Below are 26,603 nucleotides of genomic sequence, written 5' to 3' on the forward strand. Positions count from 1 at the left end.
CAACTTACACGATAGCCTCAGGCACTGCATTAATTGAGCAATCGCAACACGTCATTAAAGACGGCAAGCACCATCAAGGTCAGCAGCAGACCTATCCCCAAGCGCTGTGCAATGTCAGCTACGCGCTCCGGCAAGGGGCGTCCGGTCAAAACTTCCAGCGAATAATACAGCAAATGCCCGCCATCCAGAACAGGAATGGGTAGCAAATTCATCACTCCCAAGCTGATACTGATGAAGGCGATGAAGCTGAGGTAGCTCATCAGGCCAATACGCGCCGTCTGCCCTGCATAATCGGCGATGGTAATCGGCCCCGTCACATTCTTCAGAGAAACCTGCCCGGTAATCATTTTACCCAGCATTTTCACGCTCATGACACTGGTATCCCAGACTTTTTGACTCGCCTTGGCCACGGCGGCGAACGGTCCGGATGCCATAACGATCATATCCGGCGTCAGCGCGACCTCGGCCTTGATCTTACCAACTGTTACAGCTGCCTCGGCGCCCGTGCCCTTTTCACTGTCCGGCGTCACCGCCAGGGTCAGGTCCTGGCCATGGCGGCGCAACAATACTTCCAGGGTCTTGCCTGGCGCGGCGCGCAGGGTTTCAATCACGGCGATGCCATCAGCCATGGGCTGGCCATCGATCGCCAGGATCAGGTCGCCAGGCAGCAAACCGGCACGCGCAGCGGCGCCCTCAGGCAAAATTTTACCGAGCACGGGCGCCGGGCGGGCCAGCACCAGGCCCAGCTTGCCCATTGCATCGCCTTCCAGGTCCGATTCCGTCAGGCTGCCAGCCGGCAAGACCGCTTCCTGCAGGCCCCGCTCAGGCCGCTGCACTTCGATCTGCGCAGTCCTCTTGTCGAGTGTTGCCTGTATCAATTGCCAGCGCAGCTCGGACCAGCTGGCCACAGCTTTACCATTCACCGAGGTCACGGTATCGCCACTGCGCAAACCGGCCGCATAGGCGGCGCTGTGCGCGGCCACCGGGCCCAGCTTGCTCGACGGCTCTTCGATGCCATGCATGAACAGGCCCGCATACAGTACGATGGCGACCAGGAAATTGGCCAGCGGGCCGGCCGCCACGATGGCGATGCGGCGCCACACGCTCTGGCGCGTGAATTCGCGGCGCAGCTCCGCTGCCGGCAAACCGCTCAGGTCCTGGTCGCGGCTGTCGAGCATCTTGACATAGCCGCCCAGCGGCAATGCGGAAATCGCCCATTCCGTCTGGTCCTTGCCGAACTTGCGCGAATACACGACCTTGCCCATGCCGATGGAAAAGCGCAGCACTTTCACGCCGCACCAGCGCGCCACCAGGTAGTGCCCCAGCTCGTGCAAGGTGATCAAGGACCCCAGCGCAACGATGAAGGCCAGCAAGGTGGTAATGAGCGTCATGCAGCCAGCCTGTTGCCGATATACGCATGCGCCGCGGCGCGGGCCAATCTATCCTGCTCGATCACCGCCTCGATGCTGGAAGCATCGCCGTGCGGCACGCTCTCGATCACATGGGCAATCACCTTGTCGATCTGGCGGAAACCGATTTGCACGTCGAGGAAAGCTTGTACCGCCACCTCATTGGCGGCGTTCAGCAGCGCCGGTGCGGTGCCGCCTGCGCGCAAGGCGTCGAACGCCAGCGCCAGGCAAGGAAAACGCTGGAAGTCCGGACGTTCGAATTGCAAAGTGGCAATCTGCGCCAGGTCCAGTGGCGCCACGCCCGAAGCGATGCGCTGCGGATAAGCCAGCGCATGGGCGATCGGCGTGCGCATGTCGGGATTGCCCAATTGCGCCAGCACCGAACCATCCACATACGAGACCATGGAATGGATTACGCTTTGCGGGTGGATCACCACCTCGATCTGCTCGGCCGTAGCACCGAACAGCCAGTGCGCCTCGATCACTTCCAGGCCCTTGTTCATCATGGTGGCCGAATCGATGGAAATCTTGCGCCCCATGCTCCAGGTCGGATGCTTGCACGCCTGTTCCGGCGTGACGGCGTCGAGCGACTCGACGGCGCGCGTGCGGAACGGACCGCCCGAGGCCGTCAGCAGTATCTTCGCCACGCCAGACGCGGCCGGCGAGCGGCCATAGCTTTGTGGCAGGCACTGGAAGATGGCATTGTGTTCGCTGTCGATCGGCAGCAGTACCGCGCCGTTGTCGTGCACGGCATCCATGAACAGCTGGCCGGACATGACCAGCGCTTCCTTGTTGGCCAGCAAGACTTTCTTGCCAGCACGGGCTGCCGCCAAAGTGGGCGCCAGACCGGCTGCACCGACGATGGCCGCCATCACGGCATCGACCTGGGGTGCGCTGGCAATCTCGCACAAGGCATCGACACCATGATCCACTTGCGTAGTGATGCCCTGCCCGCGCAGCAAGCGGCTCAGTTCCAGCGCCGCTTCGGCGCTGCCGACGACGGCGCGCTGCGGGCGAAACTGCAAGCACTGGGCAGCCAGTTCGGCCACCTTGCTGTGCGCGCTCAGCGCATACACGCTGTATTGTTCAGGGTGACGCGCCAGCACGTCCAGGGTAGAAACGCCGACCGAGCCGGTGGCGCCAAGAATGGTAACGTATTGCATTGTGTTTCCTTAAACCCAGGCACCGACCAGGGCCGCAAATGGCAAGACCGGAATCAGGGCGTCGATACGGTCGAGTACGCCGCCATGGCCAGGCAGCAGATTGCTGCTGTCCTTGATGCCGGCGCGGCGTTTCAATTGGGATTCGAACAGGTCGCCGACGATGCTGGCGGCCACCACGACCAGCAAGACCAGCAAGGCTGTCAGCCAGCCATGGCGCAGTTGCAGCTGGACAGCAAAGGTGTCTTGCAGCACCGGCCAGGACGGCGCGGCCAGGATGGTGGCAGCAGCGATCACCAGCACGGCGATGCCGCCGCCGATGGCGCCTTCCCAGGATTTACCCGGAGAAATCGATGGCGCCAGCTTGCGCTTGCCGAAGGCCTTGCCCGAAAAATAAGCACCGATATCGGCAATCCAGACCAGCGCCATCACCGACAGCAGATACAGTGGGCTGTGCAGGAACAGGGCCACGATGGCCACGAAGCAGCCGACGATGGTGACGGCATAGACCAGGCTGAGCAAGGTATTGCCCAAACCTTCCAACGGCGGCAAGCCTGTCGCCAGCGAAGGCACGAAGCGGATCAGCCAGATCGCCACGGACAGGCCGAACCAGAATTTGACCTGGCCCAGGCCGCCAGTGCCGAAGAAGGCATAGGCAAAGGCCGCCGTCCAGACGGCCGCGATCAGCAGCGCCTGGCGATTTTTAAAGATGCGGAAGCTTTCCCAGACGGCGGCGCCGAAGAACGCCGTGGCGATCACGGCGAAGGCGGGGAAATTATTGAGATACAGAACGGGCAGCAAGACCGCCAACAAGACCAGGGCGGTGATTATCCGTGTTTTCAGCATCAGTTTGTCTTTTCTGTGAGTTGCGCGCTGGTGCGGCCAAAGCGCCGTTCGCGCTGCTGGTAAGACGCGATTGCCGCGTCGAGGCTATCGACATCAAAGTCGGGCCAGAAAGTTTCGGTGAAAAACAACTCAGTGTACGCCAGTTGCCATAGCAGGAAATTGGAAATGCGTTGTTCTCCGCCCGTGCGGATGAACAAATCGGGTTCGGGCGCATAGGCCATGGCCAGGTAAGGCGCCAGTTCTTCTTCCGTATAAGCATGATCGGCAGGCTGGCCCTTGGCCGCAGCTGCCGCTGTCATCTTGTTGACCGCTTGCATGATGTCCCAGCGGCCGCCATAGTTGGCGCAGATGGTGACGGTCAGGCGCGTATTGTGCGCCGTCTTGCGCTCGGCATTGGCGATCAGGGTTTGCAATTGTTCATTAAAACGCGACAAATCCCCTACCACTTTCAGGCGGATATCGTTGGCGTGCATGCGTACCACTTCGCGCTCGAGCATGGTAACGAACAAGCGCATCAGCATCGATACTTCTTCTTCCGGACGGCGCCAGTTTTCCGAACTGAAGGCAAACAGGGTCAGGTATTCGACGCCCCGGTCGATACAGGTTTCCACCACGCCGCGCACGGCATCGGCGCCCTTGACGTGGCCCGCGACGCGGGGCAGGAAGCGTTTGGTTGCCCAACGGCCATTGCCATCCATGATGATTGCCACATGGCGCGGCACTCGGCCCACCTCTGGTACCGCCGTTGTCGAACTCGAATAGATCATGAAAACACTAAGACCAAATGAAAAGATAGCTATTATGAGCCAAATAGCACTGCCCGGGAAAGCAAAGCCGTCCCGGGCAGTGTATTTAATTCGCCAGATCCTAGACCGTCAGCACTTCTTTTTCTTTATCAACCACCATCTTGTCGATGTCAGCGATGAATTTGTCGGTCAGTTTCTGCACTTCTTCCGACGAACGGCGCTCGTCGTCTTCCGAGCAGGCCTTTTCCTTGACCAGCTTTTTCAGCGATTCATTGGCGTCGCGGCGGATATTACGCACGGCAATTTTCGCATCTTCCGCTTCGCTCTTGACCAGTTTCACCATTTCCTTGCGGCGCTCTTCCGTCAGCGGCGGGGTCGGTACGCGGATCAAATCGCCCTGCGCCGACGGGTTCAGGCCCAGGTCAGCGTCACGGATGGCTTTTTCGATGGTGTTGGCCATCTTCTTTTCATACGGCTGCACACCGATCGTGCGCGCATCGATCAGGGTCACGTTGGCCACCTGGGTCAGCGCCGTCGGCGAACCGTAGTATTCGACCATGACATGGTCCAGGATACCCGTATGGGCACGGCCCGTACGCACCTTGGCCAGGTCGCCCTTCAGCGTTTCCAGCGACTTGGTCATGCGTTCCTGGGCATTTTTCTTAACGTCGACTAAGGACATTGATGCTCTCCAATCTTGTGGTGGCGCCTGTCAAAACCTGCTGCGCGTCGGCATAGGCGGCCTGCGATGCTCACCGTACTGATGTACGGTTGCGCTTCTCGGCCACCTCCGCCTTCCGCTCGCGACGGTTTTGTCAGGCGCTGTTAATGATGATAATAAATCTTAAAGTTACTGATTTTATACGTGAACCAGGGTGCCTTCGTCCTCACCCATGATGACGCGCTTGAGCGCGCCGGGCTTGGTGATCGAAAACACCTTGATCGGCAGCTTCTGGTCGCGGCACAGGGCGAATGCGGTGGCGTCCATCACTTGCAGGTGCTTGGCGATCGCTTCGTCGAAGGTAATCGTGTGGAACAGGGTGGCGTTCGGGTCTTTCTTCGGATCGGCCGTGTAGACGCCGTCGACCTTGGTGGCCTTCAGCACGATTTCAGCGCTGATTTCCGAACCGCGCAGGGCGGCTGCCGTGTCGGTGGTGAAGAAAGGATTGCCGGTGCCGGCCGCGAAGACGACGACTTTGCCTTCTTCCAGGTATTGCAGGGCTTTCGGGCGCACATACGGCTCGACCACTTGCTCAATGCCGATGGCCGACATGACGCGCGCCGTAATGCCCACGTGGCGCATGGCGTCAGCCAGGGCCAGTGCATTCATCACGGTGGCGAGCATGCCCATGTAGTCGGCGGTGGCACGGTCCATGCCTTGCGCACCCGGCGCGACGCCGCGGAAGATATTGCCGCCGCCAATCACGATTGCCAGTTCCACACCCAACTTTGCCACCTCGGCCACATCGGCCACCATGCGCTCGATCGTGGCGCGATTGATGCCGTAGGGATCATCGCCCATCAGGGCTTCGCCGGACAACTTGAGGAGGACGCGCTTGTAGGCTGGTTTTGACATGAGCTGGGGCTCCATAAATGAGGTTATTCGAGTATGACATGGCGCAGCGCCGTGCGGCGCCGGTCAGGCGCGCGGGACTGCCCATGCCGCCGCCCGGCATGCAGGATGCGGGCGGGCCAAAAAAACGGGCCTCTCGGCCCGCTTTACTTACGCTCCCTGGGAGGCAGCGATTTGTGCTGCGACTTCTGCTGCGAAGTCGTCTTGCTTCTTCTCAATGCCCTCGCCTACCACGTACATGGCAAAGCCTTTGACGCTGGTATTAGCGGCTTTCAGCATTTGCTCAACCGACAGCTTGTCGTTTTTCACGAAAGCTTGGTTCAGCAAGGAAACTTCTTTCAGGTACTTCTGTACCGAACCTTCCAGGCGCTTGGCCAGGATTTCTGGCGATTGCGCTGGCTTGCCTTCGGCCGCTGCCTTGGCTGCATCTTCTTCAGCTTTCAGTTTTGCAACCGAACGCTCTTTTTCGATCAGTTCCGCAGGAACTTGTTCGGACGACAACGATACTGGCTTCATTGCAGCGATGTGCATGGCCACGTCTTTGCCCACTTGCTCATCGGCGCCGTCGAATTCGACGATCACGCCAATGCGCGAACCGTGCAGGTACGATGCCAGCTTGGCGCTGGTTTCGAAACGCTGGAAGCGGCGGATGGTCATGTTTTCGCCGATTTTACCGATCAGGGCCGAACGCACTTCGTCCAGGGTCTTGCCATCGAGTGGCAGGGCCAGCAGGGCAGCTACGTCAGCCGGGTTGTGTTCTGCTACCAGACGCGCTGCGCTGTTTGCCAGTGCCAGGAAGTCGTCGTTTTTAGCAACGAAGTCGGTTTCCGAGTTCACTTCGACCAGGGCGCCTACGCCGTTGGCGATGTAAGTTGCTACCACGCCTTCAGCGGTGATGCGTGCCGATGCTTTCGATGCCTTGCCGCCCAGTTTGACGCGCAGGATCTCTTCAGCACGTGCCATGTCGCCATCGGCTTCGGTCAGTGCTTTTTTGCATTCCATCATTGGTGCGTCGGTCTTGCCGCGCAATTCGCCTACCATCGCTGCTGTAATCGCTGCCATGTGTTTCTCCATTCGGTGAGTCGACAGTCGCGGCCCGGGCTTGCACCCCGCCAGCGTGTACCATCGTTTTTTTGTTAAAAAAAAGGGGGAGCTGCTGCCACCCCTTTTCCATTACTGCTGTGTCTTGCAAACCGCTATCTTGCGATAGCGTGGCAATTAAGCCTGTTCGTTGACTTCGACGAATTCGTCGCCAGCGGCTGCTTTAACCAGTTCGATTACTTCGTTACCGGCAGCTGCACGACCTTCGATGATTGCGTCAGCAACACCGCGAGCGTACAAGGTGATGGCTTTCGAGGAGTCATCGTTACCTGGGATCACGAAGTTCACGCCTTCTGGGGAGTGGTTGGTATCGACCACGCCGATAACCGGGATACCCAGTTTAGCTGCTTCGGTGATCGCACCTTTGTGGTAGCCAACGTCAACCACGAAGATTGCGTCAGGAACGCCGCCCATGTCCTTGATGCCGCCGATCGATTTTTGCAGCTTGATCATCTCACGGGAGAACATCAGCGCTTCTTTTTTCGACAGCTTTTCGATCGAACCGTCTTCGATCATCGCTTCCATGTCCTTCAGGCGCTTGATCGAGGTTTTGATCGTTTTGAAGTTGGTCAGCATACCGCCCAACCAACGTTGATCAACGAAAGGCACGCCAGCGCGTTGTGCTTCAGCAGCGATGATTTCGCGTGCTTGACGCTTGGTGCCAACCATCAGGATGGTGCCACGGTTTGCAGCCAGTTGACGCACGTGCTTCATTGCGTCCTGGTACATCGCCATGGTTTTTTCCAGGTTGATGATGTGGATCTTGTTGCGGTGGCCGAAGATGAACGGTGCCATTTTTGGATTCCAAAAACGGGTTTGGTGACCAAAGTGGACACCGGCTTCCAGCATTTCGCGCATTGTTACGGACATTATTAACTCCAGGGTTGGGTCTGGAATCCGATCAGTCACCATACAGGCACCCTTGTCGACCGGATTCGCTTGTTTATGTAAATTAAAGTCAGCCCAGCTGCAGGCTGCTTGTTGCATTGCTTAAAATGGAATTCAAGCAACCCGGGATTCTACACCGAAATGACAAGGGCATCAAGTGCGCGCTGCAAATGAAAAAGCCCGCCAGGCGAACCTGGCGGGCTTTGCGCATGCTTGTCAGACTATCATCTCACGCCCCATGCGGGGCGCGGGATCAGAAAGCCTGGCTGTAGCGTACGTAGAAGAAACGATCGATAGGCACGTCTGGATCAACCACGCTGCTCGATGCCTGGCCGCGGCGAACCACGCGTGGCGCCTTGTCGAACACGTTGTTGGCGCCAAGCGTAATGTGACCTTTCCAAGGCGTTTTGTAGCCAACGCTCAAGTCGCTATAAGTCACCGAACCAATCTTGTTGTAGCGGCCAAAAGTAGCCTTGCCGGTCGGGTTGCTGCAATCCTGGGTGGCAGAGAAGCAGCCATCTTTCGTGCCACTGACGTAGCGCGAGGTGAAGGTGGCATTCCAGTTACCCAGGGCCCAGTCCAGCGACAGGTTCGATTTCAGGCGGTTGTACAGGTATTCGCCGTTGTACTCATCCCAATCGGCGCCATCTTCGCTCTGGATACGATACGATTTGACCCAGGTCGAATCGGAGCGCAGCGTGAAGTTGCCGTACGACGAGCGTGGGAAGCGATAGTTGAAGCCAAAGTCAACGCCTTCGGTTTGCAGTCGACCCAGGTTGGCGTTACCCAGGCTCATGTCGATGATCTCGCCACTGGCGTTACGGCGCAACTGGTTGCAGAACGACGACACGCCCTTCAGGTAACACTGATCCAGCACGTAATCTGCGTCAACCGCGGTGATCTTGTTGCGAACTTCGATATTGAACCAGTCGATCGTAACGGCCAGGCCGGGCACGTACGACGGGCTGTAGACCAGACCGATGGTCTTGGTTTTGGCGGTCTCAGGCTCCAGCGTGCTATTGCCGGCGCCCTGACGGAAGGCCACATTCGATTGCGCACCGGTGGCGTCGACCGGATTGCCGGACTGGTTCAGCTGGCGATAGTTGGCTGGCACGCCGGCTTTCGCGCAGTTCGCGCGTACGGTGGCGTTGGTGGCAGCCTGGCCGTTGACCGCATCACAGATATCCAGGTACTCGACAAATGATTGCGAGCCACCACCGAAGGTATCGCCCAGCGACGGAGCGCGGAAGCCCTGCGCCCAGGTGCCGCGCACCAGCAGGTCGTTGACCGGCTTCCACATCACGCTTACTTTGCTGTTGGTGGTCGAGCCGAAGTTGCTGTAGTCCGAATAACGCGATGCGAGATCGAGCGACAGGAACTTGGCCAGGAACACATCCTTAAGCAGCGGCACGTTTGCCTCGAGGTAAGCCTCGCGCACCGAATAGCGGCCGTAAGTAGGGTTCGAAGCCAGGTCGGTCGAATAACCGGACTGTTCAAACAGGCCTGGCTGGTTGTAGCCGCGCACCGAACGGTGCTCAAGACCGCCGGCCACGCCCACCGCACCGGCTGGCAGGGTGAACAACTCGCCGGACAGGTCGGCGGTGGCGCTGTTGACGGTGCTGCCGTAGGTCGACAGGCCGATCGAATTGATATAAGCCAGCGCTTCAGGAGTCGAAGCCGATGGACCGCCGATAATATTGAACGGGACGCAGGCGTTCAACGCGATCGGATCGGCAGCCGTGCCGCACTGCACCTGGCCGGCGGAGTTCAGGAACGATGGGCCCAGCGCCTTTTTCAGGTTCAGCAGATTGATGTTGCCCGAGCTTTTCTGGGTACCGGTAACGCTGTTGTGATTATAAGCAACGCTCCAGTTCCAAGGCTTGCCACGCAGATTGAAATTACCTTCCAGCACAGCATCGACGTGCAAGGTCTGGCTATTGTTCTCGCTCACGCGCGGCAGTTCGATCGTGCGGCGGTAGAAGAACAGATCCTGGCCATTGCCGGCGCCGGCGACCGAGTTGCCATACGGATTGAAGTAGCTATCCTTGTCGATGTAGACCGGATAGGTGGACTGCGATTCACTGTTCAGCGGATAACCGGCGACCTGGCGGCTCGAAGTACGCTCCGAGTACATCGCCGTGGTCTTCAAGCGCATGTCCATCGGCAGCGAGATCTCGCCCTTGGTGAAAGCCGTGGTCAGCTTCGTCGGTGCCTGGAACATCATCTGGCTGGCCGAGTTGAAGTTATCCTCGGGACGACCGTCATAGTCGTGGTAATTGGCAGGATTGCGCGCATCGGCGCCAACGCCGACACCATTGCTGCCGCCGGTGTGGTTCAGCACTTTGTCAAACGAACCGTCCAGCGGGCTGATGTTACCCCATGGACCGATACCCAGGCCTGCAGTCGGGTTTTTCGGGCCGCGCGGGGAAGCGGTAATGACGCGGTCCCGGGCCCAGACAGGGGCAGTATTGCTATGCGACAAGCCGAACATCATCGAGGCTTTTTCGTCGCCAGCGCCATAGGCAAAGTTGTAATCGTTGGTCTCGGCATCACCCTTGGAATTCCGGCCGGTGTAGGCACTGAAGCTGCCGCCAACCATGGTTTTCTTCAGGATAATATTGACCACGCCAGCGATCGCGTCCGAGCCGTAGATCGCGGAAGCACCATCCTTCAGGATTTCGATGCGTTCAACCATCGAGGTCGGTACAGTCGAGATGTCGGTGTAGCCATCAACCGATTGCGTCCAGCGCTTGCCATCGACCAGCACCAGCAAACGGTTCGAACCCAGGTTGCGCATGTCGATGTATTGACCGCCCGCTTCCGCGTCCGAGGCCAGGGTCGTGCCCTTGCTGAAGGCTGGAGGCGCCATGCCGGTCATCTGATTGAGAACGTCGCCGATATTGACCAGGCCGGTGGCCTGGATCTGCTGCGAGGTCATGGTAAACACTGGCTGTGCTGTTTCCAGATCAACCTGGCGAATACGCGAGCCGGTAATTTCTACTCGCTGTGGTGCCTCTGCTTCCGCCTGTGCCTGAGCAAAAGCGGTCAGCGTATTCAATGCCATTGCCACTGCGACGGCAATTTTAGTGCGTTGATGCATACATTCTCCGATTTGAAATATTACTTACCGACCTTTTCGGTCAGATTTTTTATAAACATAAAATGAATTATGTCCAATGCCATGTGAATTTCATGCCATCGCCTGTGTCTCCAGGCGTACATCGCTTTATGAGCAAATCGGCAAGATTTCCATGGCGGCCCAACATCAAACCATTTCCAAAGCAACACTGTCAATATGACAGGAAAGTGAATTCAACAAAGAAACAACACATTTAAAAAGCCACATAATTTTGATGTTCTTACGAAAAAAACGTTGTTATGCTACATAGCAATTGTGCATGTGCCAGCTCGGCACAACGGCACAGCTGCTGCATGTGCGCCCGCCATCTGATGGCGCGCCAGCCGCATTTTTGTGGACTGGGCCGCCAAGCTGAAATCATCTGAAAATTTACTACGCAGATATTTACTGCAATCCGCTGTCTGCTTTTCAATGCTTTTCATCACGCACCAATCTGGGGCAAATTACATGGCACTGTTTTATCCCCATCCCCTCCGGGAAGGACAGGGCGAATTACATCTGCCTCGTTTATAATTTCGGCATATTTGCAGATTGCTTCCTTACTACAGGACTCATCTGTGCTTTTTTACCGAATACCTTGCAGATTGCGACCCATATCATGTCCACCATCCGTATCAATTCCGCCGCCGACATCGAAGGCATGCGCATCGCCGGCAAGCTCGGCGCCGAAGTGCTCGACTACATCGCGCCATTCGTCAAGGTAGGCGTGACCACGGGTGAACTCGACCGCCTTTGCCACGAATACATGGTCAATGTGCAGGGCACCATCCCTGCCCCGCTGAACTATTGCCCACCCGGCTACACGCCCTACCCGAAAGCCATCTGCACCTCCGTCAACGACGTGATCTGCCACGGCATTCCGGGCGATAAAGTGCTCAAGAGCGGCGACTCCGTGAATCTCGACATCACCGTCATCAAGGATGGCTACCATGGCGACAACAGCCGCATGTTCCTGGTTGGCACACCCTCGATCCTGTCCAAGCGCCTGTCGGAAATCACCTATGAATGCATGTGGCTGGGCATCGCCCAGATCAAGCCGGGCGCCCACCTGGGCGATATCGGCCATGCGATCCAGCAACATGCGGAAAAAGCCGGCTATAGCGTAGTGCGCGAGTTCTGCGGCCACGGCATCGGCAAGGTTTTCCATGAAGAACCGCAAGTGCTGCATTACGGCAAACCGGGTACCCTGGAGCGCCTGGAAGCAGGCATGATCTTCACCGTCGAACCGATGATCAATGCGGGCCGCCGCGAGATCCGCGAGATGAACGATGGCTGGACCATCAAGACCAAGGATCGCAGCCTGTCGGCACAGTGGGAACATACGGTGCTGGTGACGGAAACCGGCTATGAAGTGCTGACCGTGTCGCCCGGCATGCCGCCACCGCCGGCCATCATCAACGCCGCCTGACCGGCTTGACCACCGCCACCCGCCAGCCATACGCATACGCACCATCAGGCCACAGATGAACAAGCACCTCCGGGAACAGCTTAAACAGCAACTGAAAGCCGACCGCCAGGTCGTCATACAGGCCTTCCAGTCCGACGGCAAGCCCGAGAAACTGTTGCGCAGCCTGCGCCACAGCGTCGATGGCGTGCTGGCGCGCGCCTGGCAAGAGGCGCAGTTGCCCCCTGGCACGGCGCTGGTGGGAGTGGGTGGTTATGGCCGCGGCGAACTGTTTCCCTATTCCGACATCGATCTGCTGATCCTGCTGCAACAGGCGCCGGACACGGCTACCCAGGGCAAGCTCGAAGAGCTGGTGCAACTGCTGTGGGACCTGGGCCTGGAAATCGGCCACAGCATCCGCACGGTGGATGAATGCATGAGTGAATCGAAGGCCGACATCACGGTGCAGACCAGCTTGCTCGAAGCGCGGCTGGTGTGCGGCAACGCCGAGCTGTTTGCCCAGTTGCAGCAGCGCTACCAGGCGGCGATGGACCCGCAGGCGTTTTTCCAGGCCAAGACGGCGGAAATGCGCCAGCGCCACGCCAAGTATGAAGACACGGCCTTCAGCCTGGAACCGAATTGCAAGGAAAGTCCGGGCGGCTTGCGCGACCTGCAGGTGATCCTGTGGGTGGCCAAGGCGGCCGGCCTGGCGAACTCGTGGCGCACCCTGGCTACCAGCGGCCTGATCACCTTGACGGAAGCGCGCCAGCTGATGGAGAAAGAGCGCGCCTTCAAGGATATCCGCGTGCGCCTGCACCTGCACGCCGGCCGCCGCGAAGACCGGCTGGTATTTGACGTGCAGACGGCGATTGCCGAATCATTGGGCTTGCAGGCGACAGGCACTGGCCCGCATATGCGCCGCGCCAGCGAATTTTTGATGCAGCGCTATTACTGGGCCGCCAAGACGGTGACCCAGCTCAACACGATCCTGCTGCAAAACATCGAGGCCCGCCTGTTCCCGCAGGACGGCCAGCCGGTCAGCATCAACGACCGTTTCAATGAAGTCAACGGCCTGATCGATATCAGCGCCGACGATACGTTTGAAAAAAACCCGTCGGCCATGCTGGAAATCTTCGTGCTGATGACGGAGCGGCCCGCCTTGAAAGGCCTGACCTCGCGCGCCACGCGGGCCCTGTGGCACGAGCGTTTCAAGATCGACGCAGCCTTCCGCCAGGACCCTGTCAACCGCGCCCTCTTCCTGCGCATCATGCAGGCGCCCGTGGGCATCATCCATGCGCTGAGGCGCATGAACGAGATGAGCATCCTGGGGCGTTATTTACCGAATTTCCGCCGCATCGTGGGCCAGATGCAGCACGACCTGTTTCACGTGTACACGGTGGACCAGCACATCCTGATGGTGGTGCGCAATATGCGCCGCTTCACGATGAGCGAACATGCGCACGAATACCCGTATTGCAGCCAGCTGATGGCCGATTTTTCGCAATCCTGGTTATTGTATGTCGCCGCCCTGTTCCACGATATCGCCAAGGGCCGCGGCGGCGACCACTCCAGACTGGGCGTGGCCGACGCCACCCAGTTTTGCCAGGAACATGGCTTGTCGGACGAAGACACGGAACTGGTGGCTTTCCTGGTGGAAAATCATCTGGCCATGTCGCAAGTGGCGCAAAAGCAGGATATTTCCGACCCGGACGTGATTGCCGCCTTCGCCAAAGTCGTCAAGGATGAGCGCCACCTGACGGGCTTGTACCTGCTGACGGTGGCCGATATCCGCGGCACCAGTCCCAAGGTGTGGAATGCCTGGAAGGGCAAACTGCTGGAAGACCTGTACAAGGTGACCTTGCGCGTGCTCGGCGGCGAACCCCATACGGCCGACCGCGAACTGAAAAACCGCCAGCACGAAGCGCTGGCCACCCTGCGCCTGTACGGCCTGCCGCCGGACGCACATCAAAAACTGTGGCAACAGCTGGACGTGGCGTATTTCCTGCGCCATGACGCCTCCGATATCGCCTGGCAGACGCGTTCGCTATACGATAAGCTCGACAGCAAATTGCCGGTGGTAAAATGCCGGCTGGCGCCGATCGGCGAAGGCTTGCAAGTGGCTGTCTACGTGCCCGACCAGCCCGACCTGTTCGCGCGCATCTGCAGTTATTTCGACCGCAAGAACTTCAGCATCCTCGATGCGAAGATCCACACGACGAAAAACGGCTATGCACTCGACACCTTCCTGGCCACCGAGCAAAGTTTCGCCAAGAGCTACCGCGACATCATCAGCCTGATCGAGCATGAACTGGGCGAATTGCTGCAGTCGCAGGCGCCGCTGCCGCCGCCCGGCAAGGGCCGCCTGTCACGGCTGTCGCGCACCTTCCCCCTGCAGCCTACGGTCGACTTGCGGCCCGATGAGAAGGGGCAATACTACCTGCTGTCGGTGGCCGCCAACGACCGCACGGGTTTGCTGTATGCGATCGCCAACGTGCTGACCAAATACCGGGTCAACTTGCATACAGCCAAGATCATGACCCTGGGCGAGCGGGTCGAAGACGTGTTTCTCGTCGATGGCCCCACGCTCAGCAACGCCCGCAACCAAATCTTGCTGGAAACCGATTTACTCGATGCGCTCAAGGTATAAGGCATCAAAAAATACCTTGCTCCATCGCCACTCTTACCGACACTGAAACACACACCATGACCGAAGAATTATTACGCCTGTCCAAACGCATGTCCGAACTGGGCCTGTGCTCCCGCCGCGAAGCCGATGAATGGATCGCCCGCGGCTGGGTCCGCGTGGATGGCAAAGTGGTGTCCGAACTGGGCAGCAAGGTCTTCCCCAGCCAGCGCGTGACCGTCGAACGCCAGGCGGCCGCCGAACAATCGAAACGGGTTACCGTCCTGATCAACAAGCCGGTCGGCTATGTCAGCGGCCAGGCCGAAGATGGCTACACGCCGGCCGTAGCGCTGATCAAGGCCGAGAACCGCTGGGCGGAAGACAAGAGCCCCGAACAATTCCACCCCACGCAACTGCGCAGCCTGGTGGCGGCCGGCCGCCTGGACATCGATTCAGTCGGCTTGCTGGTGCTGACGCAGGACGGCCGCGTGGCCAAGCAGTTGATCGGCCACGATACCGACATCGACAAGGAATACCTGGTGCGCGTGCAATACACCAAGGGCGGCACCCTGCCCGACAGCGATTTGCGCAAACTCAACCATGGCCTGTGGCTGGACGGCAAGCCGCTCCTGCCCGCCAAGGTGCGCTGGCAAAACGAAGACCAGCTGAGCTTTACTTTGCGCGAAGGTAAAAAGCGCCAGATTCGCCGCATGTGCGAAGCCGTTGGCTTGAAGGTGGTGGGCTTGAAACGCGTGCGTATCGGCAAGGTCAAGCTGGGCGACTTGCCTGCCGGCCAATGGCGCTACCTGAGCGCGGACGAGCAGTTTTAATTCCGAAAAACACGGCAAAGATATACTCAGAACAAGACCCTGCGTATATCACGCCGCTACGGCGCCTTGCGGGAAATTGCTGCAAGAAAAGCAATCATTGTGATTTGATTAGCATATCTTGCCTTAAGCCTATACACTATTCCCCATCAGAACATAAGAGATAAGCTGTCGTGAACGATCCCATTCCCAATCCCCTGCGCAAAGGTGCGCCCAGCCTGGCCGATATAGCCGAGCCCATGGCGCCCGGCACCAAGCCGCACCACATGAGCGACCCGTGGGATATCGGCGAAACCCTGTGCAGCCTGGCTGACAATGGCGACGCCATTTCGATCTACCCGAACGGCGGCGACGACGTGCTGATGGCACGCGTGCTGTCGGTCGATGACGACTTGCCGCAATTCATACTGGAATTGAATGAAGGCACGACCTTGCCCAACGGCAGCGCCACTTTTGTTTCCTGGGTGCACAACGCAAAGCTGCAATTCACCATCAATGGCGAATGGGAGGCCCACCCGGAGCGGCCCAATGTCTACCAGGTGAATTTCCCCAGCCACTGCCTGGTACTGGAGCGGCGCGAATCGACACGCCTGGAAACCCCGCTGGGCGTGTATTACATCGCCGCCTTCGTACTCGAAGGACGCCCCTACGAATTGCAGCTGTATGATTTCTCGGCTGGCGGCATCGGCATGCGCGCCCACCCGCGCGACACCGTCGGCCTGTATGTGGGGCGCAAGCTGTCGCGGGTACGCCTGGAACTGGGGCCGAACAAAGTCATGATCGCCGACCTGGAAATCCGCCTGTCGCGCACCTTCCGCTCCTTCCTGCTGGGCGAACAGGTACAGATCGGCTGCCGCTTCCTGAACCTGACGGACGCCATGCAGGATGAATTGAAAATGCTGCTCGATAATTTGGGCAGCAGCCGCAAGGTGCGTTAAGGCCGGGGTCAGACCCTCAACGCTGCTAACGCAAAGCTCTGCGCTAACGCCCCCGAGGGTCGGCCCCCAAACTTAATCGTCATCGTTCGGATCGAGATCCGGAAACATCACTTCCGTAAAGCCGAACTGCGTGAAATCAACGATACGCATCGGATACAGGATGCCGTGCAAATGGTCGACTTCATGCTGCACCACGCGCGCATGGAAGCCGTCGCAATCGCGGCTGATGGCGTTGCCGAACTGGTCTACGCCTTCATAGTGCAGCTCGCTCCAGCGCGGCACGCTGCCACGCAGGCCGGGCACCGACAAGCAGCCCTCAAAGCCCTCTTCCTTGCGCTCCGACAAAGGCGTCAGCACAGGATTGATCAGCACCGTTTCCGGCACTTGCGGCGCATCAGGGTAACGCAGGTTCTGCTTGAAGCCGTAAATCACCAGTTGCAGGTTGACACCAATCTGCGGCGCCGCCAGGCCCGCGCCATTGGCGGCATGCATGGTATCGAACATATCGGCGATCAAGGCGTGCAGCTCGGGCGTATCGAACTCGCGCACGGGTTCAGCCATCCGCAGCAGGCGCGGATCGCCCATTTTCAGGATTTCACGTACCGTCATGTTGGTTCCTTCTCCGATTGCAATTGCTGCAAATAAGTGCGGAAGGCGGCACCCGTTTCCGGATGTTTCATCCCCATCGCCGTGGTCGCCTTCAGATAGCCGAGTTTGGAGCCACAATCATAGCGCTGGCCCGTGTAGCGGTAGGCCAGCACGCGCTCTTCGCGCATCAGGGCGGCAATACCGTCCGTCAGCTGGATCTCGCCCCCCGCACCGGCGCCGATTTTTTCCAGATGATTGAAGATGCGGCTGGTCAACACATAGCGGCCTACCACGGCCAGGGTCGATGGCGCCTCTTCCGGCAGCGGTTTTTCCACGATGGCCGACACCAGTTCCAGGTCGGGCTGGTAATTCCTGGCGCTGACGATGCCGTATTGCTTGGTTTCCGCGCGCGGCACGTCCTGCACCGCCAGCAGCGAGCAATTTTCATACTGGAAGACATCGGTCATCTGCGCCAGCACCGGGCGCACGCCCTCTGGCACATCCATGAAGTCATCGGCCAGCAGCACCGCAAACGGTTCATCGCCCACCACCGGACGGGCGCACAGCACGGCATGGCCCAGGCCCAGCGGCGCCGACTGGCGAATATAGATGCAATTGACATGCTTGGGAATCACGTTTTGCACCATCTCCAGCAACTGGCGCTTGCCGGCTGCTTCCAGCTCCGTTTCCAGCTCATAAGCCGTGTCGAAATGGTCTTCGATGGCGCGCTTGTTGCGGCCGGTGATGAAGATCATTTCCGTGATACCCGCCGCGACCGCCTCTTCCACCGCATACTGGATCAGTGGCTTGTCGACGATGGGCAGCATTTCCTTCGGTTGCGCCTTGGTGGCGGGCAAGAAACGGCTGCCCAGGCCGGCCACGGGAAACACTGCTTTTCTGATTTTTTTCATAAATTTATCTGCAAAATGTTAAATTGAATTATTCTTGCGCCAGCAGGGCCAGCAAGCCCGCTTCATCGAGCAGGGCCACGCCCAGCTCCTGCGCCTTGGCCAGCTTGCTGCCGGCGTCGGCGCCGGCCACCACATAACTGGTTTTTTTCGATACAGAACTGCTGACCTTGCCACCGGCCGCCTCGATCAGCGCGGCTGCGTCATCGCGCCCCATGGTGGGCAAAGTACCCGTCAAGACAAAGGTCTTGCCTTCGAACTTGCCACCAGCAGCGGGCAACTCGGGTAATTCTGCCAGCAATTGCGTGCGCAGCTCGTCCAGTTGGCGCAGCAGCGCCACATTGGCCGCCTCGGCCAGCCAGGAGGACAAGGCATCGGCCACGCCCGCCGGCAAGCCCGCCTGGAAACCGCTGCCCTGCGCCGCCAGGCTGGCCAGGGTCAGCCCCCGCTCCACCAGCTGCTTGCTGCGCGCCTCCGTCAGCTTGGGAATGCCGACGGCCGCCAGCAGCTTGGTTTGCTCGAGTTGCGTGCGCAGCTTGGCACTCGGCGCGTGCTCGCCCTGCGGCACCACGCCAGCGGACAACAAGGCGTCCAGCGCCTGCTGGTTTTTTGGCTCGGCAAAAAAGTCAGCGATGGACAAGGCCACCGTGCCGCCAATATCGGGCAGCACGCGCAGCAAGGCTGCCGGCGCGCGACGCACGCGCGCCAGGCTGCCCAGCCATTCAGCCAGGGTCTTGGCCGTCGATTCGCCCACATGGCGGATGCCCAGCGCAAACAGGAAACGCTCAAGCGGCGGCTGCTTGCTGGCCTCTATGCCCGCCAGCAGGTTTTCTGCCCATTTGGTGGGAATCTTGCCTTGCTGCACCGTTTCCGGCGTCGAGCCATCGCGCTCATCGGCACGCAGCTTCATTTCCAGCAATTTATCCAGGGTCAAGCCATACAGGTCGGCCAGGCCATGCACATAATCGAGTTCGACCAGGGTATCGATATAACGTTCCCCCAGGCCTTCGATATCCATCATGCGGCGACCCGCGAAATGACGGAACGCTTCCTTGCGCTGTGCCGAACAGAACAGGCCACCCGAGCAGCGCGCAATCGCCTCGCCCTCTTCGCGCACCACGTGCGAACCGCAGACGGGACAATGTTCCAGCATCTTGAACGGCGCCGGGACCGGTTCAGGCCGTTTGTCCAGCACCACCGCCAGCACTTCCGGGATCACGTCGCCCGCGCGGCGCACGATGACGGTATCGCCCACGCGCACATCCTTGCGCAGCACTTCATCTTCATTGTGCAAGGTGGCGTTGGTGACGGTCACGCCGCCCACGGAAACAGGCGCCAGGCGCGCCACCGGGGTCATGGCGCCCGTGCGGCCCACCTGGATATCGATGCCCAGCACCACCGTCATGGCTTCTTCGGCGGGAAATTTATGCGCCAGCGCAAAACGCGGCGCGCGCGACACAAAACCCAGTTCCTGCTGGTCCTGCGTGGCGTTGACCTTGTACACCACGCCATCGATTTCATACGGCAAGCCGGGGCGGCGCGCGCCGATGTCGGCGTAGTATGCCAGCAAGCCCTGCGCACCCTGCACCACCTTGCGCTCTTTCGACACGGGTATGCCCAGGCTGTCGTACCAGTCCAGCAAGGCCGAGTGCGACTCCGGCGCCTCTGCACCTTCCAGGGCGCCGATGCCGTAGGCGTAAAAGCGCAGCTTGCGCTGGGCCGTGATGCGCGAATCGAGCTGGCGCAGGCTGCCGGCAGCCGCGTTGCGGGGATTGGCGAATTCTTTCTGGCCAGCCTCGCGCTGGCGCTCGTTCAGGCGCGCAAAGTCGGACTTGAACATCATCACTTCACCGCGCACGTCCAGCACGGCAGGCACGCTGTCGCCAAGCAAACGCAGGGGGATGCCGGAAATGGTACGGATATTGGCCGTCACATCCTCGCCCGTGGCGCCGTCGCCACGCGTGGCCGCCTGCACGAACAAGCCGTTTTCATAGCGTAAATTGATGGCCAGGCCATCGAATTTCACTTCGGCCGCATAATCGACGAGGCCCGCATCGAGATCGAGGCCTTCGCGCACGCGGCGGTCGAAGTTGACGATGTCGTCGTCGGAGAAACCGTTATTGAGCGACAACATGGGCACCGTGTGCGTGACTTGCTCGAATTGCGGCAAGGGCGCCGCGCCCACGCGCAAGGTAGGCGAATCGGGCAGGCGCCAGTCGGGAAACGCCGCTTCCAGCGCCTGCAGTTCGACAAACAATTTGTCGTACTCGGCGTCGGGAATGGTGGGGTTGTCGAGGACATGGTAGGCGTGCAGGTGCCGGTTGAGTTCGGCAGTGAGTGCCAGGACGCGTTGTTGCGCGTCCTGGTGGGAAAGTTCAGTCATGTTGTTGCGGGATTCTTAGCTAAATAAACGCAGGGCGCGGGTAGAGCCGGCCGGAATGTCGGCGGCGTCCATTTCCTGGTAAAACTCCTGTACCTGGCCAGCGATCTCGGCCAGGGCCGCATCGGACAAAGCCTGGTTGTAATCGTCGACGATGGTGGCGTCCAGGCGGCCCACCAGCGAGCGGGCGCAGGCGACCATGGCGCCGAAACCGTCGCGCGCCGGCGCCACGCAAGGCACGTCCAGCAACAGGGTCAAACGTGGCGTGGTTTCCTCGGCCAGGGTGACATTGGTCGACAGCGAGAACAGGTATCCTCCCTCGCCGTCCGGCATCACGAAACGGCCATCGGGACGCACGTCGAAACCTTGTTTTTCCAAGGCGAACAGCAAGGTGGAAATCGCCCAGGGCGCGCCATTGGTATGCAGGTTGACGCCCAGCTGCGCGTCGTGGCCGGTGACGAAACGGTGCAGATTGCGCGCTTCGGCCATCACTTCCATCATGTCCGGCACTTCCGGCTCGGCGCCGATTTCATCGGCTACGCCACGCAGGCGCGTGACCAGTTCCGAGTATTCCAGTTCATTCAAGGCCGTGGTGCGGCTGGCCAGCTGCACGCCACCCTGCATCCTGGTGTAGACACCGCCGTGCACGATCGGTTCCCAGTCGCCATTCACGTGCAAGCCAATGAAATGCACGGGCTTGTTACCCACCAGGCGCAGGGTTTGCAGCACCGGCAAGATTTTTTCACCGCGCACGGGCGCTTCCAGCGACAGCGGCAGCAGGCAATCGATCAGCGGATCGACCAGGCTGGTGGCTTGCTCGGTGGCAACGCTGACTTCTTCCTGCGGTGCTGCAGTAACCGGCGCGGCAGGCGCCACGGCAGGGGCCGCCTCCAGCGACGGTTCGGCATGCGCCTGCACGGGGGCCGGCGCCGACGCCACGGCAGCGGCCGGCGGCGCACTGAATGAAGGTTCCGTCTTGACGGCGGGCGCCGCATCGAAACGCGGTTCCTGGCGCAATACGGGTTCCACGGGCGCGGCTGCGGGCGCAGGCGCCGCTGCAGGCGCTTCGCCTTCGCGCATCAGCACGTCATCGTGGTCGGTAGAAAACGCCCGTTCCACGCTTTTCTTGGCCTTGTATTCCTGCCACTTGTTGTAGGAGAAAACGGCGACGATAAAGACGCCACCGGCGCCGAACAAGGTAATTTGAAGATCTGTCATGCTGCTTGTGCCTCGGTAGCAAAATTTGCGGCGGACTCCATGTCCACCGCCACGATGCGCGATACGCCTTGCTCCTGCATCGTCACACCGATCAATTGATGGGCCATTTCCATCGCAATCTTGTTATGCGAAATGAAAAGGAATTGGGTCTGGTCGGACATGCGCTTGACCATGCGGCAGAAGCGTTCCGTGTTCGAATCGTCCAGCGGTGCATCGACTTCGTCGAGCAGGCAGAACGGCGCCGGGTTCAGGCGGAACATGGAAAACACCAGTGCGGTCGCGGTCAGCGCCTTCTCTCCACCGGACAACAGGTGGATGGTCGCATTTTTCTTGCCAGGCGGTTGCGCCATGACTTGTACACCGGAATCGAGAATCTCGTCGCCCGTCATGGTCAGGCGGGCCTGTCCACCGCCGAACAAAATCGGGAACAGCTCGGAAAAGTGATGATTCACCTTGTCGAAGGTGTCTTGCAGCAAGTCGCGCGTTTCCTTGTCGATCTTGTGGATCGCGTCTTCCAGGGTATTGATCGCTTCCGTCAGGTCGGCGTTCTGGGCGTCGAGGAAATTCTTGCGCTCGGATGCCTGCGCCAGCTCGTCGAGCGCCGCCAGGTTGACGGCGCCCAGGGCCGTGATGGCGTTGGTCAGGCGCGTCACTTCGCCTTGCAGATACGATGGACGCATGTCCGGGTGCAATTTTTCCGTCAGGGCCGCTTCATCGGCGCCGGATTCCAGCAATTGCTGGGCGAATTGCTCCTGGTTCAGGCGCGCGGCCTGCTCCTTGAGCTGCATTTCCATGATCTTGTCGCGCTGCGGCTGCAAGCTGCGTTCCGATTGCGTGCGCGCATCTTCGGATAAACGCAGCTGCTGCGTGATCTGGTCCAGTTCGTGGCGTGCATCGGCCAGCGCCCGCTCCTGCGTGGTGCGGCGTTCCAGCAAATCCTGCAAGCCATCGTTGGCGGCGCCGCTTTCCAGGTTGGCCAGTTCCAGCTGGCCCGCCTGCAGGCTTTCCGACACTTGCTGGGCTTGCGTGCTGGCCGTGGCGATATTGCGGCGCAATTCCTCGATCTTGGCGCGCTGCGATTTTTCCGCGTATTCCGTATCTTTCGCGGCCCGCTCCAGGTCGCGCAAGGCTTCGCGCGCCTCGGCCAGGCGCTGTTCCTTCTGCAGGAAATCGGTATGGCCGTCTTCGTGCGCTTCCTGCAAGTTGCCCAGTTCCATGTCCAGCTGTTCGAATTTCTCTTCCGATTCCGCCTTGATCTGCTGCTGTTCGGCTTCCTGTGCGGCAATCTCGGCCAGGTCTGCGCCGATCTGCGTGCTGCGCTGGTTGAAGCGCGCCTCGACTTCGGACAGTTTCACCACTTCCAGCTGCAGGCTGTGCACGGATGAGGTCAGCTGCTGCACCCGCAGGCGCAAGTCGGACAGATTGCGCGACAGCGCTGACACGGCCGCATCGGCCCGCACGGAACGGGCGCGCGCCTCTTCGGCCAGCAATTGCTGGGCGCGCAGCTGCTTGCCGATATTATCGATTTCCTGCTGGCGGCCCAGCATGCCTTCCTGCTCGGAATCGGCGGCGTGGAAACGCACGCTGGTGGCCGTGATCACGTGACCCAGGCGCGTGACGAAATAGCCGCCCGGCGGCAATTTACTGCGCTCAAGCAACGCCTCGGACGCGTCTTCCACCGCGTAGGCGTTGTACAGCCAGTCCTGCAGCAAGCCGCGCAAACCCGGATCGTTGAGTTTGAGCAAGTTCAAGAACGGTTTCAAGCCCGCTATTTCCGGCACGGGCAGCGGCGGCACGGTCGATGGCGCATACAGGGCCAGCTTGGCTGGCGGCGCATCGGCAAAGAACGCCTTGGCCCAGTCGATATTCGATAATTGCAAGGCGGACGTGCGCTCGCGCAAGACCGACTCCATGGCCGCTTCCCAGCCCGCTTCGATCTGCAGCTTTTGCCACAGACGCGGCAAGCTGTCGAGTTCATGCTTTTTCAGCCAGGGCTGGACCTTGCCCTGCGTTTGCACGCGCTCCTGCAATTGTTTCAGCGCAGATAGACGCGCTTCCAGCTGCGCATTGGCAGCCGTCTCGGCATTGACTTGCGCCTGGGCTTCCTGGCGTTCCTGCTCCAGCTTGGGCTGCTGCTCCAGCGCTTCTTCCAGGTAAAAGCCCTGCTCTTCCAGCGCCTGCTGCTTTTCTTCCAGCTGCAGTTTCAGGTTGTCCAGATGGCTGCTGTCGGGCAAGCTCAGGCTGTTTTTTTCCTGCTGCAGACGCTCGCGGCGGGTCAGCAAGCTATTCAGGATATTCGAGGCGTTGCGCTGGTGCGCCGACTCCAGTTCCAGCTGCTGCTGGGCCTGCATGATTTTCGCGCGCGATTCCGTGCTCTTGTGTTGCGCGGCGCGCCAGGCCGCGTCCAGCTCGGGCAATTGCTCGCCCTTTTGCTCGGCCATCATTTGCGACTGTTCCACCTTGGCAGCCAGTTCTTCGAGGTGGAATTCCGCTTCCTCGATCTGTTCCTGGTATTCGCTGCCCTGGCTGCTCCACTGGTCGCGCTGGGCCGTCAAGGTTGCCAGTTGTGCCTGCAGGCGGGCGCGCGATTCGATCACGAACTTGATCTGCGCTTCCAGGCTGCCGATCTCGGCATTGGTCTGGTACAGATGGCCTTGCGCCGTATGCAAACGGTCGCCCACGGCAAAGTGGGCCTGGCGCATCTGCTCCAGGGTCAGTTCCACATTACGCAATTTGGCCGTCTGTTCTTCCAGGTCGGTCTGCGCCTGTTCCACTTCGCGGAAATAACGCGTCTGTTCGTTCTGCGCTTCATTCTTGCGCAGCAGCCACAGCAGCTTCTGCTTTTCTTCCTGGTCGGCCTGCAAGGCGTGGAAACGGGTGGCCACCGCCGCCTGTGCTTCCAGCTTTTCCAGGTTGGCGTTCAGTTCGCGCAGGATATCTTCCACCCGCAACAGGTTTTCACGCGTGTCCTGCAAGCGGTTTTCCGTCTCGCGGCGGCGTTCCTTGTATTTCGATACCCCGGCCGCTTCTTCGAGGAACACGCGCAACTCTTCCGGGCGCGATTCGATGATGCGCGAAATCATGCCCTGGCCGATGATGGCGTAGGCGCGCGGACCGAGCCCGGTGCCGAGGAAAATATCCTGGATATCGCGCCGGCGCACGGGCTGGCCATTGATGTAATAGGTGGAGGTGCCGTCGCGCGTCAGGGTGCGCTTGACGGCGATTTCGGCATACTGGCCCCATTGGCCCGACGCCTTGCCATCGTTGTTGTCGAACACCAGCTCAACCGAGGCGCGCCCGGCGGGCTTGCGGTGCGTGGAGCCGTTGAAGATCACGTCCTGCATCGACTCGCCGCGCAACTCGGACGCTTTCGACTCACCCAGCACCCAGCGCACGGCGTCGATGATGTTCGACTTGCCGCAGCCGTTCGGCCCGACCACGCCCACCAGCTGGCCTGGCACCTGGAAATTGGTGGGATCGACGAAAGACTTAAATCCCGACAACTTGATGGAAGAGAGACGCACGTGTTTTAGAGTTCCTGGCCTGGGCTGGTGGTAAGGGGTTTAAAAGTGCCGCATCAAGAGCCGCCGTATCAAGACCAATCCGGCTCGCGCACTGACTGGTGCATGCACTGGCGATGATGCCACTAAAAAGTGGCTCATCATACCATTTCCTGATGATTTTCTGGCTAAAAACACGTGTGCGCCGCAGGGGCCGACTTTATCGTTCAAGGGCTGCGATGGCCATCCTGCGCCAGCTTCCAGTCTGCCCGCGAAAAAATGCGCTCATGGCCAGACAGATACATGGCGATTTTATGCAGCCACAGCTCGGTTGGCACGGGCTCGGCCTTGAAGCTGAGCACCGCCATCACGACGAGGCTGGCCAGCACCAGCGGCCGGCTGATGGCGATATCGACGGCGCCGCGCGCGCTCCAGATAAAGCCGACCGCCATCGCCAGGCCCAGTACACAGCCGCTGACGGCTTCCGACACGCTGTGCGCATGGCCCAGCACGCGCGCGATGGCGATCAGCACGGCATACGCCACGCCGAGCGCGACGCCAGCCTGGCGCCAGCGCGGCTGGGCGCGCTGCAGCACGACATACAGCAAGACGGGGAAAACCGCGCCGGCGCGCATGGCGTGGCCACTGAAGCCCGTAAAATCGAGCGCGCTGCTGCCCACGCCCCAGCCCATGAAGAGCAGTTTCGACAGCACCACCAGCAACAGGCCGCCGCCGTACCAGAGACTCCAGCTGAACACCAGCCGCCACTGCCTGGACACCAGCAGCCACAGGGCAATCGCCACGCCAGCCGGTCCCATCAAGGCCATATCGGCCGTAAAAGAAATACTATTCCACCAATTCATCGCAACAGCCTATTTCATCATCAGGCTGAACTATGCCATGACTGTCACCCCTGCTGCCCGGCTTTTCATCAGCACAGGGCGAGAATTACATTCAATTACAATTTCCACCCTAAATATTGCAATAAGAAAACAACTGCATCACATCATCAGGCAAGCTCCTACACGGGGTCGAGCAGTGTTCCGATACTGGCGTCCAAGCTTTCTGCGCATCATGCTGCCACCGGAAGTAATTCCGGCGAGTGACTTCTTTCATTTCAGCAAAGGAAATATGATGAACTCGAATCAAAAAGGCGATCAAGGCAACAAGCAGTCCGGTAGCGGCTCCCGTAGTGGCAACCAGGGCGGCAAACAAGGCGGCACCCACGAGCAGCATGTGGATGCCGGCCGTCAAAGCCATAAAAATGACGGCAACAAACAATCTGGCACTTCCAGCAACAAGGGCGGCAAATCCTGAGGCCCTGCTGCCGCCACGATAGCCCGAACCGCCGGCAGGCGGCAAAACAGGGCTGGCC

At 59.9% G+C, this 26,603-nt stretch carries 20 protein-coding genes; 5 read left to right on the forward strand and 15 right to left on the reverse strand.

Annotated elements, in window-relative coordinates:
• Positions 1-29: 29 nt before the first annotated feature.
• From rseP to ACL9RI_RS22040, 9 genes are all read right to left on the reverse strand, one after another.
• The gene (gene rseP, locus ACL9RI_RS22000; protein ID WP_422728624.1) at positions 30-1,391 is read right to left on the reverse strand and encodes an RIP metalloprotease RseP; all 1,362 of its coding nucleotides are present in this window, start codon (positions 1,389-1,391) and stop codon (positions 30-32) included.
• Positions 1,388-2,572 carry a 1-deoxy-D-xylulose-5-phosphate reductoisomerase gene (gene ispC / locus ACL9RI_RS22005; protein ID WP_422728625.1) on the reverse strand — a complete coding sequence of 395 codons (1,185 nt, stop codon included), beginning with the start codon at positions 2,570-2,572 and terminating at the stop codon, positions 1,388-1,390. Before ispC ends, rseP begins: the two co-directional genes overlap by 4 nt.
• A gap of 9 nt (positions 2,573-2,581) precedes the next feature.
• Positions 2,582-3,415 (reverse strand): phosphatidate cytidylyltransferase, encoded by an 834-nt coding sequence (locus ACL9RI_RS22010; protein ID WP_422728626.1) that lies wholly within the window; start codon positions 3,413-3,415, stop codon positions 2,582-2,584.
• On the reverse strand, positions 3,415-4,182 hold the full coding sequence (uppS, locus tag ACL9RI_RS22015; protein WP_422728627.1) for a polyprenyl diphosphate synthase: 768 nt from the start codon (positions 4,180-4,182) through the stop codon (positions 3,415-3,417). Before uppS ends, ACL9RI_RS22010 begins: the two co-directional genes overlap by 1 nt.
• A gap of 100 nt (positions 4,183-4,282) precedes the next feature.
• A complete protein-coding gene (gene frr / locus ACL9RI_RS22020) occupies positions 4,283-4,843 on the reverse strand; it encodes a ribosome recycling factor (protein WP_422728628.1) in 561 nt (186 codons plus the stop codon).
• Positions 4,844-5,020: 177 nt separating this feature from the next.
• Positions 5,021-5,737, reverse strand: coding sequence for a UMP kinase (pyrH, locus tag ACL9RI_RS22025; protein ID WP_183676517.1), 717 nt, complete (start codon positions 5,735-5,737; stop codon positions 5,021-5,023).
• A gap of 147 nt (positions 5,738-5,884) precedes the next feature.
• Positions 5,885-6,796, reverse strand: coding sequence for a translation elongation factor Ts (gene tsf, locus ACL9RI_RS22030; protein WP_422728629.1), 912 nt, complete (start codon positions 6,794-6,796; stop codon positions 5,885-5,887).
• 156 nt (positions 6,797-6,952) lie between these two features.
• A complete protein-coding gene (gene rpsB, locus ACL9RI_RS22035; protein WP_183676515.1) occupies positions 6,953-7,705 on the reverse strand; it encodes a 30S ribosomal protein S2 in 753 nt (250 codons plus the stop codon).
• Between the two features lie 271 nt (positions 7,706-7,976).
• The gene (locus ACL9RI_RS22040; protein ID WP_422728630.1) at positions 7,977-10,823 is read right to left on the reverse strand and encodes a TonB-dependent receptor domain-containing protein; all 2,847 of its coding nucleotides are present in this window, start codon (positions 10,821-10,823) and stop codon (positions 7,977-7,979) included.
• A gap of 637 nt (positions 10,824-11,460) precedes the next feature.
• On the opposite strand from ACL9RI_RS22040, the gene map reads away from it, so the two are divergent.
• The 4 genes from map (at position 11,461) to ACL9RI_RS22060 (ending at position 16,634) form a co-directional block, all read left to right on the forward strand.
• On the forward strand, positions 11,461-12,270 hold the full coding sequence (map, locus tag ACL9RI_RS22045) for a type I methionyl aminopeptidase (protein ID WP_422728631.1): 810 nt from the start codon (positions 11,461-11,463) through the stop codon (positions 12,268-12,270).
• A 55-nt stretch (positions 12,271-12,325) separates the two neighbouring features.
• A complete protein-coding gene (locus tag ACL9RI_RS22050; RefSeq protein WP_422728632.1) occupies positions 12,326-14,893 on the forward strand; it encodes a [protein-PII] uridylyltransferase in 2,568 nt (855 codons plus the stop codon).
• Between the two features lie 56 nt (positions 14,894-14,949).
• Positions 14,950-15,699 (forward strand): pseudouridine synthase, encoded by a 750-nt coding sequence (locus tag ACL9RI_RS22055; protein ID WP_422728633.1) that lies wholly within the window; start codon positions 14,950-14,952, stop codon positions 15,697-15,699.
• A gap of 170 nt (positions 15,700-15,869) precedes the next feature.
• The gene (locus ACL9RI_RS22060) at positions 15,870-16,634 is read left to right on the forward strand and encodes a flagellar brake protein (RefSeq protein ID WP_422728634.1); all 765 of its coding nucleotides are present in this window, start codon (positions 15,870-15,872) and stop codon (positions 16,632-16,634) included.
• Positions 16,635-16,706: 72 nt separating this feature from the next.
• Here the strand turns inward: ACL9RI_RS22060 and def are convergent, their stop codons facing one another.
• The 6 genes from def to ACL9RI_RS22090 all read right to left on the reverse strand — a co-directional run bounded on the left by def (position 16,707) and on the right by ACL9RI_RS22090 (position 26,091).
• Positions 16,707-17,243 carry a peptide deformylase gene (gene def, locus ACL9RI_RS22065; RefSeq protein ID WP_422728635.1) on the reverse strand — a complete coding sequence of 179 codons (537 nt, stop codon included), beginning with the start codon at positions 17,241-17,243 and terminating at the stop codon, positions 16,707-16,709.
• Positions 17,240-18,133 (reverse strand): UTP--glucose-1-phosphate uridylyltransferase GalU, encoded by an 894-nt coding sequence (galU, locus tag ACL9RI_RS22070; protein ID WP_422728636.1) that lies wholly within the window; start codon positions 18,131-18,133, stop codon positions 17,240-17,242. Before galU ends, def begins: the two co-directional genes overlap by 4 nt.
• A gap of 28 nt (positions 18,134-18,161) precedes the next feature.
• The gene (gene ligA, locus ACL9RI_RS22075) at positions 18,162-20,513 is read right to left on the reverse strand and encodes an NAD-dependent DNA ligase LigA (protein WP_422728637.1); all 2,352 of its coding nucleotides are present in this window, start codon (positions 20,511-20,513) and stop codon (positions 18,162-18,164) included.
• Between the two features lie 15 nt (positions 20,514-20,528).
• Positions 20,529-21,728: a cell division protein ZipA C-terminal FtsZ-binding domain-containing protein gene (locus tag ACL9RI_RS22080; RefSeq protein ID WP_422728638.1), complete on the reverse strand. Its 1,200-nt coding sequence runs from the start codon at positions 21,726-21,728 to the stop codon at positions 20,529-20,531.
• Positions 21,725-25,252: a chromosome segregation protein SMC gene (gene smc, locus ACL9RI_RS22085; RefSeq protein WP_422728639.1), complete on the reverse strand. Its 3,528-nt coding sequence runs from the start codon at positions 25,250-25,252 to the stop codon at positions 21,725-21,727. Before smc ends, ACL9RI_RS22080 begins: the two co-directional genes overlap by 4 nt.
• 203 nt (positions 25,253-25,455) lie before the next feature.
• Positions 25,456-26,091: a phosphatase PAP2 family protein gene (locus ACL9RI_RS22090; RefSeq protein ID WP_422728640.1), complete on the reverse strand. Its 636-nt coding sequence runs from the start codon at positions 26,089-26,091 to the stop codon at positions 25,456-25,458.
• Positions 26,092-26,128: 37 nt separating this feature from the next.
• Here ACL9RI_RS22090 and ACL9RI_RS22095 point away from each other — a divergent pair, with 37 nt between their 5' ends.
• The gene (locus tag ACL9RI_RS22095; protein ID WP_422728641.1) at positions 26,129-26,545 is read left to right on the forward strand and encodes a hypothetical protein; all 417 of its coding nucleotides are present in this window, start codon (positions 26,129-26,131) and stop codon (positions 26,543-26,545) included.
• Positions 26,546-26,603: the final 58 nt, after the last annotated feature.

Source organism: Janthinobacterium sp. Mn2066, from assembly GCF_049319705.1.
Lineage (GTDB): Bacteria > Pseudomonadota > Gammaproteobacteria > Burkholderiales > Burkholderiaceae_D > Janthinobacterium.